Below are 18,689 nucleotides of genomic sequence, written 5' to 3'. Positions count from 1 at the left end.
TTACAATTATGAAATATATGCAAAATTTTTCAAAGAACATTTTTAAATATATTTTTTGTACTATCTAATCCTAATTTAAATATATCACTTTCTTCTTCGAAAATTCTATCTAAAGCATATAGCAAATAGTCTATTTGTACTTTATCTACAATTAAAGGAGGCTGTATCCTTAAAACAGATGGACAATTTATTGTAAAACCAGATATTATACCATATTCGTTCATAAGCTTTGAAATTATATTTGCCATAGCTACTTCTATAATCTTAGTAGGAATAATTTGATTGAATTGTCCTATTTCTATTCCTATCATAAGCCCCATTCCTCTTACATCTTTTATAATTTTATGCTTCCTTCTTAGTTCTAAAAGCTTACTTATTGTATAATTTCCTAATACTTCAGCCCTTTTGTATAATTTGTTATCTTCGATTATGCTTAATGTCTTTATAGCGGCTGCACAAGCAAACGTATTTCCACCAAAAGTTGAGCTTGGAAGTCTTGCATTTTTAATTTTGCCATAAGTGTCTTCCCATAAAATTTCTTCTACTGCTACACATCCGATTGGAATAATCCCACCACTTAAAGATTTTGCTAAACACATAATATCAGGAACAACCCCAAATCTTTCATAGCAAAACATACTTCCACATCTGCCAAGTCCGGTTTGAATCTCATCAAAAATTAAAACTATATCTTTTTTATCACATATAGCTCTAAGCTCTTTTAAAAAACTATTTTTAGAAACTATGATTCCTCCTTCACCTTGAATAGGCTCAATTATAACACCAGATATATCATAGTTATTTACTACTTCCTTAAATTTATCAATATTGCCATAAGGTACTTCTATAAAATTTGGTAAGGTAGATTTATATTTATGCTTAATCTTATTCCCAAGAGTTGAAAGTGAGCCTAATGTCTTTCCATGATAAGCCTTTGAAAAGTAAACTATATTTCCTCCTTTTTTATAAAAAAGAGCTAGTTTTAAAGCTTCTTCAACTGTCTCAGTACCACTATTAGTAAAAATAGAATATTTTAACTCACCTTTAGTTAAATAACTTATATTATTTGCTAACACAGATGCGTATTTATTTTTTGAAACTTGTAGCATATTAGGTCTAGAACTAACTTTCTGTATTGTTTCTATTACTTCTCCATTGTTGTGCCCTAAATTCAAAGCTCCAAATCCACTTAAGAAATCTATATACTCATTTCCTTCATCATCATAAACATGTATGCCAGAAGCTCTTACAAAATTCTTATTCATATCACTTAACTTAAATAATTTATACAACCCTGGATTGTAATTCTTTTTATACATCTTATTAATTATTTTTTCATCTAAATCATTTGCTTCTTCAATACTAATAAATCTCATGTATACACTCCTCTTTAATACTACCTTATTTTTCATTAGTATTTGATATAAAAAAAATTTAATTCTTATTATAAAATTAAGTGACTATGCTAAAAAAAGTTTATTAATTTTATGGTAACACTATAACTAAAAAAGCTATTTAGACATTAAAAATATCATATCTAAATAGCTTTAACTTTTACAAATTACAACTTAAACACATTTACCACATCTAACATTTCTCTTGTAATATCTCTTAAAGATTGTGCAGTAGACGCAACCTCCTCTGTAGATGCGTTCATCTCTTCTGATGACGCTGCTATTTCTTCTGCCGATGCCGAAACCTCTTCTGCAATTGCAGAAGTATTTTCTATCTTCTCTAAAATAGTTCTATTATTTTTACCTGTATTTATAAATAAATTATTAGCTTGTTCAATTTTAGGATTTATATTTTCCAATTGGCTAATTATATCGTTAAATGAACCTATTGCAGTATTTACAATAGTATCTTGATTACTTAACTCTTCATCCATTACTTCAGTGGTTTTTATAATTATGCTTGTATCACTTGATATAGTGTTAATCAATAAATTTATATTTTGAGAAGATGCTTTAGATTGTTCTGCAAGCTTTCTAATTTCATCAGCAACTACAGCAAACCCTTTTCCCGCTTCACCAGCTCTGGCTGCTTCAATAGCTGCATTTAATGCTAATAAATTTGTTTGATCCGCAATCCCATTTATTACATTCGTTATTTCATCTATTTTGTCTACATTTTGTCCAAAGTTTAAAATTCTAGAAACAAAAGAATCAAATGATTGTGCTGACTGCTTTATAGAATTCATAAGTTTTTTCATATTATTATTGCTTTCATCTGCTATACCCTGAATTTGTTTAGACTTTAAATCAACTTCTGCTATTGCTTCTGCTACATTATGTAATTCTACACTAAAATCATTTAATATATTGGTAATTTCCACCAAATCTTCTGCTTGACTTCCTGTGCCTTGTGCTACATCTTGTATCGCATTTGTAACATTTTCAGATGAAGATGCCATCTCTTCAGATATATTGGATAATTTACTGGAATCTTCATCCATATTTACGGATTTTTCTTTAACCATGTATAAAATCTTTGAAATATCTTCTACTGTATTATTAAGAGATTTTTTCATCATACCAAACTCATTTCTGCTATCCACTTCTATGTTAACTGTAAAATCACCGCTAGAAATTATATCCAACGTTTCTGTCATTTGTTTTGTTTCTCTTTTTATAGCTTTAATTATATAATACGAAATAAATAATAATATTCCTAATCCTACTGCAAAAACAATTATAAACAATCTTATACCCGTATTATACAAATTGACCGATTGTTCATTTAATTGTTTTGCAACCTCCAAGTCATGATCCTTTAATTGTTTTAGGGATGCTTCTATTTTAACTCCTAAATTCTTGAAGTTTTCAGATTCCTTCTGTTCTATAGTTTGTCTTTTTATTAGTGTATCTCTGACCTTTTTCCATGTATTCATATACTCGGCATAATCATTTTTAAAATTCTCTATTTCTTTTGCTTCAACTTCATCTAATTCATTCGATTCATAATTTTGCAATCTTTTAGCTATTCTCGCATCATAATCACTTATTCCTGTATCATGAGTACTATTATAATTTTTTAATGCCTCATTAATTAGCACTCTTATATTTAAAAAATCTGCTCTAATTGAAGTTGAATCTGTAATGGGTACTAATTTATTTTCATACATTGTCATCATATTATCTTTAATTTTTCCCATCTCTCTAAAGCCAATTGCTGCTATTAATGAACTTAGTATACCTGCTATTATTACTATTATTATTATATTTGTTACTATTCTCACATTCTTAAATTTCTTAAACATAGCATTTTCCCCCTTTTAACTTCAAACATACAATCATAAAATAATTAACCTAATATGTTTAATCATAGTTTCTGAAATCATACCCTAATTTTATATCACCATTCAAATTTAGTCAATATTCTACATTTTTCGTCATTTTTAATATTTTATACATTTTTATTAATATATTCATTTTTATATATAATTTTACAAAATAAAATAACCCCAAACGAAAAAATTTCCATTTAGGATTATTTTATAACTTAGCTATATTCTAATTTGACTTTACTTCCACCATCTCCTTGTTTTGCAGGAGTAACTATAATCTTAATAGGAACTCTATTTTTAAGCTCTTCCACATGACTAATTATACCTACAGATAACTTATCACTATGAAGTTTTTCTAAAGAATTCATAACTGTATCTAGTAAATCTGAGTCCAAAGTCCCAAACCCTTCATCTAAAAAGAAAAATTCCAATGGTGCACTTCCCTTTAATTGAACTTGTGATGAAAGAGCTAAAGCTAATGATAATGAGGTTAAAAATGTTTCTCCTCCTGATAAAGTACTTGTCTCTCTTATCTCTCCACCATTAAAATCATCTCTTATCGTAAAATTGCCTTCACTATCTATTTCAATAGCATATCTATCTCTTGTTATATTCTTTAATCTCCTTGAGGCTTCTCTTGCAATATATTTAAGTTGATTCATAGATACAAACTCTACAAATTTATTTCCCTCAATTAGTTTCCCTATATCATTTAAAATACTTAATCTATGATTTATATCCTTTTCTTTATTTCTAAGTTCTTTTAAATCATTTAAGTCTTTTTCCATATCTTCTATTATTTTTTGAATTCCAGCTATTTCTTTTATTTTAGAACTTAGCACTTCTTCATTTTCAATTCTTTCTTTTTTAATTTCTTCCCATCTATCTTCTTCAATATGCTCTCCATCCAACTTTTTATCTATTCTGCAAATATTATTATTTACATTTTTTAATTGCTCTTCATATGTATCTATTTCTAATTCTAGTTCTAGCATAGCTTCTTCTTCTAGTAAAAATTTCATTGCTTCTATTTCATTATTAAAATTATTCTGCTTCAATATTCCCTGAAGCTTTTCTATATTTTCTTTTTGCAAATTAATTAGCATTATAACTGTTTGACTTACACTTAACTTCGCATTCCATATTTCCTGCCTCTCACTTCTATACTTATCTACCTTTGCCCTAAAAATATTGTATTCTTCATTAATACTATTAATTTTCTGTTTAACTACTTTTATATCTTCTTCAGGACTTTTACCCTCTGTTAGCTTTTCAATCTCTTCCTCATTACTTTTTATAATAGATGCTTTTTCCTTTCCACTTTGAAGTATCTTTGATAACTCTATATTTAGACCTTTGAGTTTTTCATTCAGTTCCTCTATAGTTTTGTCTATATTATCAATATCTTTTCTTAATTCTTTCTCCTCATTTTGAAGATTTCTGCTTTCTTTTTCCATATTTTTTACTTTTTCAATTTCAGAATTTATATCTTCTATACTTAACTTATTTTTTAATTCAAAATATTCCATAGAAATATTTTTTAACTCTTTATTTTGACTAAATAACTCCTCCTTTAAATCTCTCAAAATATTTTTTTCATTTTTAAGTCCTTCACCAAATCTAGCTTCTAACATATCTATGTTAACTTTTTCTTCATTTTGCATTTTTATTTGATTATATAATTTCTCTTTTTGTTTATTGTATTCATTTGATTTCTCCTTAAAAACCAGAACACTTCTTTGTAGAACTTCTTTTTTGTCCTTTAAATTGTTTAAATCAACATCTTTTAATATTTTTTCTATTCCTTTTAATTCTACTTTTAAATTTTCTTCTTCTTTTTCTATAGCTATTAACTTAATAGAAAAATTATTTAAGCTTTCTCTAACATTCTTTAAAAGTACTTCTAAATGAGTTTTCTGTTCTTGCTTTTCTTCTAATATGTTTCTATCTATTTTCTCTATAGAAATAACATGGTGAGTAGAACCGCAAACTGGACAAGGTATTCCTTCTTTTAAATCTACTGCAAGAATATTAGCTAAATTTTTTTTATTTATTTTCTCTATTTCTTCATCTATAATATTTAATTCTTCTTCTCTTCTTTTTAAGTTGCTTCTTATAATATTTAGATTGTCTTCTATAGTTTTTTTATCCGCATAGAGTTCCTTTAACCTTTTGCCTATATTCTGTTTTCTTTCCTTATTTTCTAATACCTTTTCTATTTCTTTTTCATAAAAACTTACTTGTTGTGATTTTTCTAAAAGTAACGAAGTATCTCCTGGATTCAATTCTTCAAGCTTTTTATTTTCAATTTCTAATTCTAAAACTATATTATTTTGAATCTTTTGCTTTTCTAGAATTCTTTTATATTCCTCTTCCTTTAGTATAATTTCTTTGTCCTTAACATTAATTTTAAAATTTAACTCTTCTGTTTTGTTTTTTAATTGTTTATATTCTTTTTCCTTTTCAAAGCAAAACTGAAGTCCTTCTTTATAATCAAAATCAATTCTTATTTCCTTTAACTTATTATATATTTTTTCAATACGTTTTAGCTTGGTATTCTTGTTATTAATTATTAGATTTAACTCTTTATCAAAAATATTTATTTTTTCCTTTATACTATTATATTGTTTAAGTAATATTGCCCTTTCTGTCTTAAAACTTTGAACTCTCTTAATAATTTCAGCTGCTTGTATGAGGTTGGTTTCTTTTTTTATAAGTTGTGGAATTTCTTTTTCTTTTTCCTCTAATGTAATATTATATTTTTCTTCTGTTATTTTTAATTCTTTATCTACATAAGCTAATTTTTCTTCTAATCCCTTTAATTTAGATTCAGCATCCTTTATGTCCATTTTGTTTTTATCTAGATCATCTATAAACGGCTTTACAATTAGAGCTCTTCTAGCTTTATCTACCCTTTGTTTTTTTAATAGATATTCTTCCCTTTTCATTTTAAGTTCATTTTCTATAGTTTTATACTCCCTAAGCTCTTTCTCAAGCTCATAAATAACCTTGTATTTTTCATAGTCTTTATCTAGTTTATCTTTTTTGCTTCGTAAAGTTTTTTCTTCTTCAATTAATTTCTCAAGCTGATTATTTTTCTCTTTAAAAACCTCTTCTGATAATCCCTCATATTTTTTAAGCTCACCCATCAATATATTTTCTTCTTTTATTTTTTCATTTCTAAACTTTTTTACCTTATCCACTAAATTTTTCCCATATTTTTCAAGTGAAAAGATTCTCTCTAACATATCTCTTTTTTCTTTTCCACTCAGTTTTAGAAATTCACTAAACTTTCCCTGTGGAAGAACAACTGAACGAGTAAAATCATCTGCAGTCAATCCTATAATTTTTTCAATTTCTTTTTGAACTTCTTTAGGTCCCTCTGCAATTACATTATCGTGAGAATGATTTTTTTCAATAAGTCTAGCATACTTTGTTTTATAAGATCCATGCTTATCTTCTTTTAAATTTCTTTGGGCTATATATATTTTTCTCTCTCTTCCTATTCCAATTTCAAATTCATAACTTACACTTAGATTTTTAGTAACTGTATTTATATACCCTTTATTAGTTCTAGTTACTTTTCCATACAAAGCTATAGTTATAGCATCTAAAATAGTAGATTTTCCACTTCCCGTTGGTCCAAAGATCCCAAACAACCCTTTTTCGGTAAGCTTATTGAAATCAATTTTCTGCTCTTTTTCAAAAGAATTTAACCCTTCTATTTTAAGCATCTTGGGCTTCATATTCTTCACCATCCTCTTCACCAGCTATGTCCAAAAATAACTCCATTACTTCTTCATCTGGTTTCACCATTCTTTGTTTTATGTAAAATTCTTCAAAAAATTCTCTCATACTCTTCTCTTTTATATTATAAAAATCTTGACTATCTTCATCTTTTCCTTGTATTAAAGGTTTTATCTCTAAAATATCATCCTTTAAGCTTTTCATTGTTTTTATATCTTCTTGGCTTATATATTTATCAGTCTCTATTTCTAAGTAAACCCAGATATTTTTATCACTGTTCTCTTCGCATTTTTTGATTGCTTCTTCTACCGATTTACATCTCCAAACTTCTATAGGTTTATAATTTTTCAAATGTATCTCTTCTATTACCGCCTCCTGTCCTGCCTTTACATCTACTAAATAACAGCTCTTAGTATATCCAATTTCACTTTTACTGTATTGTAGTGGTGAACCCGAATAAACACATTTTGTCCTTGCTTTTATATATTGAGGCTTATGTAAATGTCCAAGTGCAATATATTGAGCTCTTTCCGGTAACGCTGTTGCACTTACAGCTAAGCTTCCACCTAATTGTATAGGTCTTTCTGAATCTGTTTCCTCTCCCCCTAGCACAAAAAGATGAGTAACTGCTAAATTAATAGTATCATCTCTATATTTTTTAGACAGATGTTCAAATAATTCAGATATCCTTTCAGAATAATTTTTCTGTCTTTCATCTTCTTCAATGCCTTCTGAAAGAATCTCATTTAATCTTTTTTCGCTAGGATAAGGCAATGTTATTATTACTGCTTTCTCTTTATTTATATTAATTTCAATAAATCCTTCTCCTGAATCTAATATTTCGTATTCTCCACATTTTCCTATTTCAGCACAACTTTTAGGTCTTCCTAAAATTATAACTCCTTGTCCATAAGCTAACGAACTAGCTGCTTCAAGTCTTTCTGGATTATCGTGATTTCCTGCTATTACAAGAACTAATCTTTTTCCTTTATTACATATTTTCTTTAAAGCAGTATAAAACATTTTTTCTGCTCGAGCAGGAGGATTACTATTATCATATATATCTCCAGAGATTATAACCATATCTATCTGCTTTTCTTCTACTATATTTATAAAATCTTCTAAAAATTTTTCTTGTTCATCCATTCTGCTTGCCCCTTCTAGCATCTTTCCAAGATGCCAGTCTGAAGTATGTAATATTCTCATAATTCCACCCTCTCTTATTAAAATTACATTTGATTTTTTCAACAATTCAAAATACTAAAGTTACCTACTATTGTTTATATAACCTATAACAATACCAGATATATATTAACTTCATAAATTATTTTTGCATATTTATATGAAATTAACAGTTTATTATAATACATATTTTATCATTATGTTTATTAACAACTCAACTTTCATAGAACACAAACAGCCTGAAACCCAGAATAGGGTTAAGTCATAAATAGACTTAACCCTATCATTATCTCATAAATGAATAACCCATATTAAATTTTAATTATTATTTACTCTTTAGAACTTTCCCTTTTAACTTTCAAGAATCTTAATGCAACTACCCCTAGAAATACTAATATTGCCCCTATAAAGTATAATACACTAGAACTCATTCCTTCTGCACTTTCACCTTTAAAGTAATCCATTATTCCTGTAGAATGTACAAAAATAACCATTATTGCTACTGGTGCAAGAAATTTTACTGCAAAATTATATACTCTAGTCCACCTAAAAGAATGTAATCCATCACTCTCAATTTCTTTAACAGCATTTTTTGTACCCCATATCCATCCCGCAAAAACAGAAACTAAAACTCCACCTGCAGGTAAGAATATATTTGATGTTAAGAAATCAAGAAAGTCAAAGAAGTTTTTGCCAAAGATTTTAAACTCTGCCCAAGGTCCCATAGACATATTACTAGGTATAGAAAGAGCAAACAATGCTAAAGCTATCATTATTGCAGCTTTCTTTCTACTAATATTAAATTGTTCTGTAACAAATGCAACCACTACTTCCATTAATGATATAGTTGAAGTTATTGCAGCTATAGCAACTAATATAAAGAATAAAGTTGCAAAGAACCCTCCTAATGGCATAGCTTTAAATACAGCTGGAAGAGTTATAAATATTAGTCCTGGACCAGAACTTGCCTTAAAACCATAAGCAAATACTGCTGGGAATATAACTACCCCTGCCATTAAAGCAATCAATGTATCTGCTATAGTTACTTGAACGGCTAACTTAAGAAGATTTTCCTTTTTATTTATATAACTACCATAAGTCATTATAATACCCATGCCTAAGCTTAAAGAGTAAAAAGAATGTCCTAATGCTTCCAGAACTCCATCTTTAGTTAACTGTGAAAAGTCAGGTTTAAACAAAAATTCTAATCCTTTTGAAGCCCCATCTAAAGTTACTGATCTTATCATTAATGCTACTAATATTAATATTAATACAGGCATTAAAACTTTACTACATTTTTCTATTCCTGATTTAACACCAGCTAAAACAATAGTGGCAGTTAATGCGATTACCATAAAAGTCCAAATCATCGGTTCACTAACACTTGAGATTATTCCACCAAAATAATCACCTAATTGCTCTGGTGCTACTTCCATTAGTTTACCGGACAAACCTCTTGATATATAAGCAAATACCCACCCAGCTATGATTGCATAAAAAGATAATATAATAAATGCTGTAGATACTGCTAAAAATCCAGATAGATGCCAAGGTTTATTAGGTTCTATTTCTTTATATGCTCCAACTGCATTTTTTTGAGTTTTTCTACCTAATGCGAATTCTGTAAGCATAATAGGAACTCCAACTAAAGCAATACAAGCTAAATAAACTAATATAAATGCTGCCCCACCATTTTTACCTGTAATATATGGAAATTTCCATATATTACCCAAACCTATTGCAGAACCTGCTGCTGCTGCCAAGATACCCATTCTCGACCCGAAATTATCTCTCTTCATATTATAAAGCCCCCTTAATAATTTTACTATATAATACTTTTTTTGATTTTTTTTACTGTTTTTGTGTTCACTTTTGCCCCTCTATTAATTAACTTAATAATAAACACAAAAACATTTTTTTATTTGTAAATAAAAAACTCTCGACTCTATGAAATATATTATATATTTCATAGGGACGAGAGATTATCTTCGTGGTACCACCCTAGTTTACATTTCTATTGAAATGACTCATTATTCAGGTCGACGTAAATTTCTAGAAATTTACCTAACCATAGTCAGATATCGGTGACTACCGGCCTTATTTACTCAAAACTTTCTTTCAATTTGGCAGCTCAGGAGTGATCATTATATACTTATATTAACACCAACTTCCAGCATATGTTGGCTCTCTGTAGTTAAAAACAAAGTATTTTTCTCTCCGTCTTCACTTTACTATAATGAATTATTAAAATTCTTATTAACATTATATATACAAAAATTTCATTTGTCAATAGCTTTCGCAAAGAAATTTAGTATATTTTAAAAATTGTTTATTTAGTTAATATAAAGATAATTCTCACTATGAGTAGGTAATTTTTTCAAAAATCTTATTTTTAAATTATATATAACTAATTTTAAGTAAAATGTGTATTTACATTAAGACTTTGTAATAAAAACTAGTACCCTAAAAAAACTTTTATTTTTTCTATAAGCATCTCAGTATCATCTTCATATTTAGCCATTTTTTCTACAGGACATGAATCTGTTTTATCTCTATTTAATATATAAGGAACTTTCAACTCATATTCTACAGGTATACCATTATCATTTAAAACTTGAATGGCACTTTCACTAATCATTTTTGCATATATATTTTTTATATTCCCTTTTACAGCTAACATAGCTGCTGCTTTTCCTATGACCTTATCTGCAAGTGCTCCACCATCAATAAATTCAGCTTTTTCTAAAACAGCTTTGAATAACGGCTTTATTCCTCTATCTACCTCTTCTATAATAACTTGTCCATCTTTCACAATTACTAAAGATACTCTATTTTCTATTAAATATCCTTTTGCCATTTTTATATCTTCTGTTTTTATGCCTATCAATCTTACTCCTCCAAAAATTCACTTCACCAATTCTTTTACACACTTTATTACATAAATAACATCTTCTCTAGTAACCCAGTAATTAGTTACAAATCTTATCTCCCCATTTTCTTCTCCGTTAATTTTTATTCCCTTTTCAAGTAGACCATCAACAAATTTTTCACTACTACAACCAGTATTCTTTATTGAGAAAAATACCATGCTTATGTGTATATCCTCTTTTCTAACCTCTATTCCTTTTATCCTTGAAAGCTCTTCTCCCATGAAGATTGCATTTTCATGATCATTCTTTAGGCACTTCACTTGTTCTTTTAGTGCCACAAGACCTGCTGCTGCTAAAAAGCCAGCTTGACGAAGTCCTCCCCCCATCAATTTCCTCTTTTTTCTTGCCTTATCTATAAACTCTTTACTACCAGCTAATATAGAACCTACAGGAGCGCATAGTCCCTTTGATAAACAAAACATAACAGAATCACAGCATTTTGCTATTTCGCTAGCATCAACTTTTAAGTACTCTGCTGCATTAAATAACCTAGCTCCATCTAAATGAACAGGTAAGTTATGTTTCTTAGCTATATCATATATCTCCTTCATATTTTCTAAAGATATAACTCTTCCATTCGAATGTGCATTTTCTAAGCAAATAAGACCGGTACCTGGAAAATGTATATCTTCATCTGCCCTTCTTATCCTTTTTTCTACCTCTTTTGGATCTAACTCTCCTTTGTTACTCAATATTGTTCTAAGTTGAACACCCGCAATCACGGAAGAAGCTCCAACTTCATGAGCTACAATATGACAATCATCGCCAAGTATAACTTCTTCTCCTCTATTACAATGAGTAAAAAGAGAAAGTTGATTTCCAAACGTTCCACTTGGAACAAATAAGGCAGCCTCTTTTCCTACTATTTTTGCTCCATATTCTTCAAGTTCTTTCATAGTAGGATCATCACCATAAACATCATCACCTACTTCTGCCTTAAACATAGCTTCTCTCATTTCGTCTGTAGGATTTGTGACTGTATCACTCCTTAAATCAATATATCTCATATCATACTCCACCCCCGTGTTTATTTTTATATTAATGCAATATTATTTTCGATTTGCATTAATTTTTATCAATCCACTTTGATTCTATCAAACTATTCAAACAACTTCAATTAATATAGTATTTATTTGTTTTTTATGCCTAAAAAACTAAACATAGTATAAACATTTCGCTCTATATTTTATCAAACTTTAGTTTGCCTACAATTAATACAAAAGAAATAATTCCAAAAGTCATAACAGTCCAAAGAGTTCTATAAGTTGCTTGTGAAAGCAAGCATCCACTAAAAGCAGTACCTAATCCTCCGCCACTAAAAAGACATAATCCAATTAATCCCGAAGAAATTCCTCTACTTTCTGATACTATATCAAAAGCTATAGTTGCTAATGTAGATTGAATAAAAATATATCCAAATCCCAAACTAACTGTTGATATCCATACAGCTTGCCAGCACGAAAAAAACATTAATAGTAAAGATGAGCATAGAGCTAAACATCCTCCTATTAAAATTACTTTCTTTTGTCCAACCCTCTTCACTAATTTACCTACTTGAGAACCTGCGATCACACATGCAAAACCGTAAAACATTATTATAATTCCAACTTGAAAATAATCTAGCCCTATAACATCATGTATAAAAGCACCCAAATAACTGTATAATCCAAGTAATAGAAATCCTGCTAATAAAGCCGATGGAAATACTATCCTGCCCTTATTCGTAAATATTACTTCTTTGGCTTGGGAAAAAAATCTATGTTGCGCGGAAATAGGAGAATCATTAGGAAGCTTATATAAAAAAAACACGGTACATATGGCTGCCCCGGTAAAAAAAACAAAGGCTGTACGCCAGCTAAAGTATTTGGTCAAAGCTCCACCTAGTCCAGAACTTAATCCTTGCCCAAGAAAAACAATACCCATAAATTTTCCAACATAAACTTGACGTTCACAATTTGGCATTGTATCACCAATTAAAGCTAATGATACTGCTATAATTCCAGCGGCAAAAAAGCCTGCAATTACTCTCCAAATTAATAATATACTTAAAGAACTGGAAAGTGCACAACCAGCAGTACCTACAGCAAGTCCACACACAATCCATCTAAGTACTTTAGCTTTACTGCACATGTCACTTAAGAAACCATATACAGGTTGCATTATTCCATAAGGTATCATATATGCTGTTAATATAATCCCGGCCTTAGAAATTGGTACATGAAATCCATCTGCAATTGCAGGAAGTGAAGGGGATATAAACCAATTATCAGCAGCAGAAATAAAACCAGCAAGCCCTAAAATAAAGGTCAATTTAGTATATCTTAAATTAGTATCATTTTTTTTTGATATAATTTGTCTTTTATTTTTAATATATAAATATTTCATACCCAATACTCCTTTTAGTGATTATTAAAGCTAATTTTCATACTTGCTTAATACAACGAAAATCTTTATAAATTAGTGTTTATTAAATTTATATATGATTAGCTAATCATTAAGTTTGTTTATGTAATATTTTTATAGTACAGTTAAAGTATAAAAAAAATATATATTTCAAGCAAGAATAAAAATTTTAATGTGGGCTAGTACAGATTGTAGAAAGAGGATTCCTTTATGAAATATAAAACCATTCTAAACTATATGAAAAAAGAGATATTAATAAAAAATATTAAGCCAGGTGAAAAGTTACCATCTATAAGAAATATTTGCAATAAATTTCAATGTAGTAAAATCACTGTTGTTAAAGTATATGATTTATTAGAAAAAGAACACATAGTATACTCAATACCTAAAAGTGGACACTATCTTATTAAAAATAATTTAAATTTAGACAATAATAGTTTAAATAGAAATATAGATTTTTGTACATCTGCACCTGATGGTAGAATTTTGCCCTATGATGAACTTCAGCATTGCTTAAATCAAGCAATTAAATTGTATAAAGAAAATCTTCTTTTTTATTCTAATACACAAGGACTTGAAAATTTAATAGATGTCATAGTAAAACAGCTTCAAGACTACCAAGTATTCACAAATAAGCATTGTACATTTATAACCTCAGGTTTACAACAAGCTATCAATATATTAACGATGATGCCTTTTCCAAATTCTAAAGACAATGTACTTATAGAACAACCTACATATTATGGAATTATTAAATCATTAGAACTTAACAATATAAATACTATCGGTATAAAAAGAGATTGTAATGGAATAAATTTTGATGAACTTGAAAGAATATTCAAAGATTTTAATATTAAATTTTTTTACACTATCCCAAGATTTCATAATCCAACAGGTTTTTCGTATTCTAAAAATGATAAAAAGCAAATATTAGAATTAGCTAAAAAATATAATGTTTATATAGTTGAAGATGATTATCTTGCTGATTTAGAAGTTAACAAAAAGTGTGACCCTATATATTCCTTAGATTTTTCATCAAGGGTGATATATTTAAAAAGTTATTCAAAAATAGTATTTCCTGGGTTGAAAATTTCAGCAGTTGTACTTCCAAAATTATTATCAAAAACTTTCGAAAAATATAAAAGATGGAGTGATCTAAATACATCCTTACTTTTACAAGGTTCCTTAGAAATTTACATAAAAAGCGGCATGTTTAATTCCCATATAAAAAAGCTTAGAAGAATATATTATGAAAAAATGAATTGTCTTAATCACGCAACAAAAAATTCATGTAACCCTAATATAATATGGCATGTTCCCGACTCAGGTTTTTTTGCAAGCTTTGAAATTACTAATAGAATAAACACTAAAGATATTATGAAAAGACTAAATACTAAAAATGTATTACTTGAAAACCCAAAGATATTTTGCTTAAATAACTATATAAATAATAATTTATTACGATTAAGTGTAAGTAATGTAAATACTCATGAAATAAAAAAAGGAATGTCTATTCTTTTAAAGGAAATATATTAATAATTAGATTGTAAATAAAAATATCAGTAAACTAATTGTATTGAAATACATTCAACTCCAATATTATATTACTTAATTAAAAATATGATTTCTTCAATTATTTTCATTATTCTGCAATTAACTATGTAAAATGTGTTAAAAAATGAGGAGGTACTTATGATAAAACTTATAGCAACTGATATGGACGGTACTTTGGTAAATAATAAAGGCACTATCAATGAAAAAATATTCAGTTTAATAAATGTTCTTAACAAGAAAAATATACAATTCGTAGCCGCTAGTGGAAGATTTTATTCTCAGCTGAACAAAAATTTTAATAAAGTTAAAACCGATATGTTATTTATTGCTCATAATGGAGCACTTATTAAGTATAATAATAATGGGAAAACTCTTTATTCAAATAGTATTTCTACAGAAGACCTAAAAGATGTGCTAACCCTCAACTGCGGAATGGACGAGCTATTATTTTTAGCAGGAGAAAATGAAGCATATCTAATAAATCCATCAAATAACCTTATAGATAAATTTAATTTCAATGAGGTACCCTTAGTAATTTTAAATTCTTTTAGTGAAATAAGAAGTCCAATATATAAGATGTCTTATTATATAGCTGATGGTGTAAATTCAACCATATTAGAATATTTAAAGAAAAATTTAAATGATAATCTTGAGTTTGTTGTGTCAGGACATAATTGGATAGATATAATGAATAAAGGCATAAATAAGGGATCTGCTGTAAAAATACTTCAAGAAAAATTTAAAATCACCCCTCAAAACACAATGGTCTTTGGAGATTATTATAATGACTTACCTATGTTTAAAGTAGCACATCATAGTTATGCCATGGAAAACGCTCCTGAAGATGTGAAAAAAAATGCTAATTTTATTACACAAAGTAATGACAATGACGGAGTATATAATGTACTTTATAAATATACAAATGCTCTTTAATTCTTTATACATAAGATACTAGCTCATTCTTGTGTACTGCTTATCCATTGATTAAACACATTAGGAACATGTTTATAACAATAAATAGTAAAGGAACCTAACTACAGATAAACTCTATAATTAGGTTCCTTTATTTTATAATTTAAATTTTTTATTACTAAAGTCTTTTAACTATCTATTATATATTAAAATAATTTTAACTTTTTAATTACAATGCAGTATCAAATGATTGTGTTCTATACTGAACAATATCCTCAATAGTAACCACAGACATATCATGCTTATTAGCAAAATCAACAATTTCAGGCAACCTTGCCATAGTTCCATTAGGATTTGTCAATTCACAAAGAATTCCTGAGGGTGTATATCCTGCAAGACTCATCAAATCAACTGTTCCTTCTGTATGTCCACGTCTAGTTAAAACACCATTTTCACGGGCACAAAGAGGGAAAACATGGCCAGGACGAGAAATTTCCTCCGCTTTACATCCTTCTTTTACCGCAGTGCGAATTGTAGTAACACGATCAGCAGCAGAAACTCCTGTAGTTACTCCTTCACATGCTTCAATTGAAACAGTAAATGCTGTCTGATACTTACTTGTGTTATTAGTTACCATCTGAGGCAACTCAAGTTGACGTAACTTTTCAGATGTAAGGCAAAGGCATACAATACCGCTACATTCTCTAATTAACATTGCCATTTGAGATTCTGTGATAGTTTCAGCTGGGAAAATAAGATCACCTTCATTTTCACGATCTTCGTCGTCAACTAAAAGTACCCCTTTTCCTTGTTTAAGATTTTGTAGTGCTTTTTCAACACGTTGAATTGGTTCACCAAATTGGGATAGTAATGATTTTTCCATCATAAAACTCCTCTCTAAAAATATAATTTTTATCAGGACTTATGATAAGAGAAAGAAGTGCATCAAAAAATGATTAGATAAAAGCGTACAAAATACACATTACCTAAATAAAAGATTCATTTCGCCTCTCCCATCCGGACTATACCGTCGGCCTTGGATTCACACCAAGTCAGCTAACCTTACTTACTAAAGTAAGTGCTCGCGGGCTTATTTGCATATAGCAAAATCACCGCCGGTGGGGAATTTCACCCCGCCCTGAGTACAATAACATACACATTATATCATTAAATCTATATATTTTCAACTATGGCTTTAATTTCATCATTTTTTATTTACATAAAACATTATATAATTACATACTTTGCATTAGAATAATATTACAACTTAATGAATAACGGCAGAGGAATAGGTTTTCTAAATATATGTAGTTATCCATTAAACCTTCAGCACGCAAAGAAGTACTAAAGGCGTAGCCTTCTAAAAATCCTACCCTCACTATACGTCGTCCATGACGCAATTCGGCTGCAGGAGTCCATTCCTGCAATTACGAATTTTTAGAATTCTCCACCTTAAGTACTTCTAATCGCTACTTCAAAGTTTAATCTGCTAACTACATATATAAGAAAATCTTGTTCCTCTGCCTTGATTTTTTATAATTAATATAGTTAAAAATGTATATTGGGGAGGAGAGGAACACTAAAGGATGATTTTCTTCCTAACGTCATAAAATCTTTAAACTAAATAGAAAAACTATTTTAAAATAAGGCGCTATTTTTCAAGCGTTCAACATTTGAAATTAAGATTTTGTTTACAAAATAAATAGTAAACAAAACCTTAAAATTAAAAGGTTTGTAAAACATAGTTTAAATGCTGTAATTATGCAAATGATATCTGTTTATAACGTTAATATTTATAAAAAAAGAGTCTATGCTCCAGCTTATAGTTTAACTTTTTAGATAGTTAAATAAACATAAAACTTCATATAAATCCGCAAGCTACCGCTTTTAAGAGCTTATCAGCTCTTTTATTTAGATTAACAACAAAGCTCATAATGAAAAATTAATTTTTCATTATGAGCTTATTCTTTTACTTAATTCAAAGATTTTCTAACACTAGGAGGAAATTCCTCCTTTACTGTTCACTCTTCTCTAAAATAATGTTGCATCGCAACATTATTACATTGTTCTACTATCTCTTTCTATAGAAAGGCTTCTTCTAATCCCATATACAATTAATGGTATTAGAATCAACTGTATTGCTATCCCTGGAAATCCTTTTATAAATAGCCCTGTAGCAACTACTTTAAATTTAAAAGGTTTTCCCATAATCATATGCATTATTGTATATACTCCTGCTATGTTAAAACCTCTTCCTACTAGCATAGCTAATATTAAAGATGGATACATTCCCAATTTTATACGATTATAAAATAGTGATGTAAAAAATCCATATGCAGCAAGTTCTAATATCATTACATATACAATTGGAAACGGAGGCATACCTGTAAATAAATGACTTAATAATGGAGTAATTATTCCTGTTAGTAAAGCATATATTGGACTAAGCATAAATCCACCAATCAAAATAGGTATATGCATCGGTAAAAAAACTGCTCCTGCATTTTGTCCAAATACATGGAAAAATATAGGCAGTACTATTCCTAATGCTATTATTACGGCTGCTCTAACCATTTGATTAATATTTGTATTTTTTCTCATAAGCTTTCTCTCCTTTCCTATTTATCTATATTGTTATAAAATACGTCAGCATTTTCCATGCCATTTTAAGAAAT

12 protein-coding genes, 1 riboswitch and 1 other annotated feature are annotated in these 18,689 nt (G+C 28.7%); of the genes, 2 read left to right on the top strand and 10 right to left on the bottom strand.

Annotated features, from left to right (window positions below; translation table 11 throughout):
- Positions 1 to 29 precede the first annotated feature (29 nt).
- The 8 genes from OW729_RS02730 to OW729_RS02695 form a co-directional block, all read right to left on the bottom strand.
- Complete coding sequence (locus tag OW729_RS02730) at positions 30 to 1,376, bottom strand: aspartate aminotransferase family protein (protein WP_268059898.1); 1,347 nt, start codon at positions 1,374 to 1,376, stop codon at positions 30 to 32.
- Between the two features lie 185 nt (positions 1,377 to 1,561).
- A complete protein-coding gene (locus tag OW729_RS02725) occupies positions 1,562 to 3,259 on the bottom strand; it encodes a methyl-accepting chemotaxis protein (protein ID WP_268059897.1) in 1,698 nt (565 codons plus the stop codon).
- Positions 3,260 to 3,501: 242 nt separating this feature from the next.
- The gene (locus OW729_RS02720; protein ID WP_268059896.1) at positions 3,502 to 7,032 is read right to left on the bottom strand and encodes an AAA family ATPase; all 3,531 of its coding nucleotides are present in this window, start codon (positions 7,030 to 7,032) and stop codon (positions 3,502 to 3,504) included.
- On the bottom strand, positions 7,013 to 8,239 hold the full coding sequence (locus OW729_RS02715) for an exonuclease SbcCD subunit D (protein ID WP_268059895.1): 1,227 nt from the start codon (positions 8,237 to 8,239) through the stop codon (positions 7,013 to 7,015). The genes OW729_RS02720 and OW729_RS02715 overlap by 20 nt, the downstream gene beginning before the upstream one ends.
- 305 nt (positions 8,240 to 8,544) lie before the next feature.
- Positions 8,545 to 10,014, bottom strand: a complete 1,470-nt coding sequence (locus tag OW729_RS02710; RefSeq protein WP_268059893.1) for a sodium-dependent transporter — start codon at positions 10,012 to 10,014, stop codon at positions 8,545 to 8,547.
- 168 nt (positions 10,015 to 10,182) lie between these two features.
- Positions 10,183 to 10,448: a binding site (T-box leader), on the bottom strand.
- A 222-nt stretch (positions 10,449 to 10,670) separates the two neighbouring features.
- Complete coding sequence (locus OW729_RS02705) at positions 10,671 to 11,102, bottom strand: DUF1893 domain-containing protein (RefSeq protein WP_268059892.1); 432 nt, start codon at positions 11,100 to 11,102, stop codon at positions 10,671 to 10,673.
- An 18-nt stretch (positions 11,103 to 11,120) separates the two neighbouring features.
- A complete protein-coding gene (gene ltaE / locus OW729_RS02700) occupies positions 11,121 to 12,152 on the bottom strand; it encodes a low-specificity L-threonine aldolase (protein ID WP_268059890.1) in 1,032 nt (343 codons plus the stop codon).
- Between the two features lie 172 nt (positions 12,153 to 12,324).
- Entirely contained in the window at positions 12,325 to 13,530 is a 1,206-nt protein-coding gene (locus OW729_RS02695) for an MFS transporter (RefSeq protein WP_268059889.1), read from the bottom strand.
- Between the two features lie 228 nt (positions 13,531 to 13,758).
- On the opposite strand from OW729_RS02695, the gene OW729_RS02690 reads away from it, so the two are divergent.
- Positions 13,759 to 15,084, top strand: a complete 1,326-nt coding sequence (locus tag OW729_RS02690) for an aminotransferase-like domain-containing protein (RefSeq protein ID WP_268059888.1) — start codon at positions 13,759 to 13,761, stop codon at positions 15,082 to 15,084.
- 156 nt (positions 15,085 to 15,240) lie between these two features.
- Complete coding sequence (locus OW729_RS02685) at positions 15,241 to 16,035, top strand: HAD family hydrolase (RefSeq protein WP_268059887.1); 795 nt, start codon at positions 15,241 to 15,243, stop codon at positions 16,033 to 16,035.
- 208 nt (positions 16,036 to 16,243) lie between these two features.
- Here the strand turns inward: OW729_RS02685 and ribB are convergent, their stop codons facing one another.
- Both ribB and OW729_RS02675 read right to left on the bottom strand, forming a co-directional pair.
- Positions 16,244 to 16,897 (bottom strand): 3,4-dihydroxy-2-butanone-4-phosphate synthase, encoded by a 654-nt coding sequence (gene ribB, locus OW729_RS02680; protein WP_268060027.1) that lies wholly within the window; start codon positions 16,895 to 16,897, stop codon positions 16,244 to 16,246.
- Between the two features lie 119 nt (positions 16,898 to 17,016).
- A riboswitch (FMN riboswitch) is annotated at positions 17,017 to 17,164 on the bottom strand.
- Between the two features lie 908 nt (positions 17,165 to 18,072).
- Positions 18,073 to 18,615, bottom strand: a complete 543-nt coding sequence (locus OW729_RS02675) for an ECF transporter S component (RefSeq protein WP_268059886.1) — start codon at positions 18,613 to 18,615, stop codon at positions 18,073 to 18,075.
- Positions 18,616 to 18,689: the final 74 nt, after the last annotated feature.

This window comes from Clostridium brassicae, assembly GCF_026738875.1.
Classification (GTDB): Bacteria; Bacillota; Clostridia; order Clostridiales; family Clostridiaceae; genus Clostridium_H; species Clostridium_H brassicae.
The sequence above is the reverse complement of the archived record's forward strand: the minus strand, read 5'-3'. Positions and strand labels throughout refer to the sequence as shown.

Bases quoted from the DNA above. Each gene is read 5' to 3' on its own strand.
- OW729_RS02715 (WP_268059895.1), bottom strand. From the start codon at position 8,239: ATGAGAATATTACATACTTCAGACTGGCATCTTGGAAAGATGCTAGAA.
- OW729_RS02690 (WP_268059888.1), top strand. From the start codon at position 13,759: ATGAAATATAAAACCATTCTAAACTATATGAAAAAAGAGATATTAATA.
- OW729_RS02710 (WP_268059893.1), bottom strand. From the start codon at position 10,014: ATGAAGAGAGATAATTTCGGGTCGAGAATGGGTATCTTGGCAGCAGCA.
- ribB (WP_268060027.1), bottom strand. From the start codon at position 16,897: ATGGAAAAATCATTACTATCCCAATTTGGTGAACCAATTCAACGTGTT.
- OW729_RS02685 (WP_268059887.1), top strand. From the start codon at position 15,241: ATGATAAAACTTATAGCAACTGATATGGACGGTACTTTGGTAAATAAT.
- OW729_RS02730 (WP_268059898.1), bottom strand. From the start codon at position 1,376: ATGAGATTTATTAGTATTGAAGAAGCAAATGATTTAGATGAAAAAATA.
- OW729_RS02720 (WP_268059896.1), bottom strand. From the start codon at position 7,032: ATGAAGCCCAAGATGCTTAAAATAGAAGGGTTAAATTCTTTTGAAAAA.
- ltaE (WP_268059890.1), bottom strand. From the start codon at position 12,152: ATGAGATATATTGATTTAAGGAGTGATACAGTCACAAATCCTACAGAC.
- OW729_RS02695 (WP_268059889.1), bottom strand. From the start codon at position 13,530: ATGAAATATTTATATATTAAAAATAAAAGACAAATTATATCAAAAAAA.
- OW729_RS02675 (WP_268059886.1), bottom strand. From the start codon at position 18,615: ATGAGAAAAAATACAAATATTAATCAAATGGTTAGAGCAGCCGTAATA.
- OW729_RS02725 (WP_268059897.1), bottom strand. From the start codon at position 3,259: ATGTTTAAGAAATTTAAGAATGTGAGAATAGTAACAAATATAATAATA.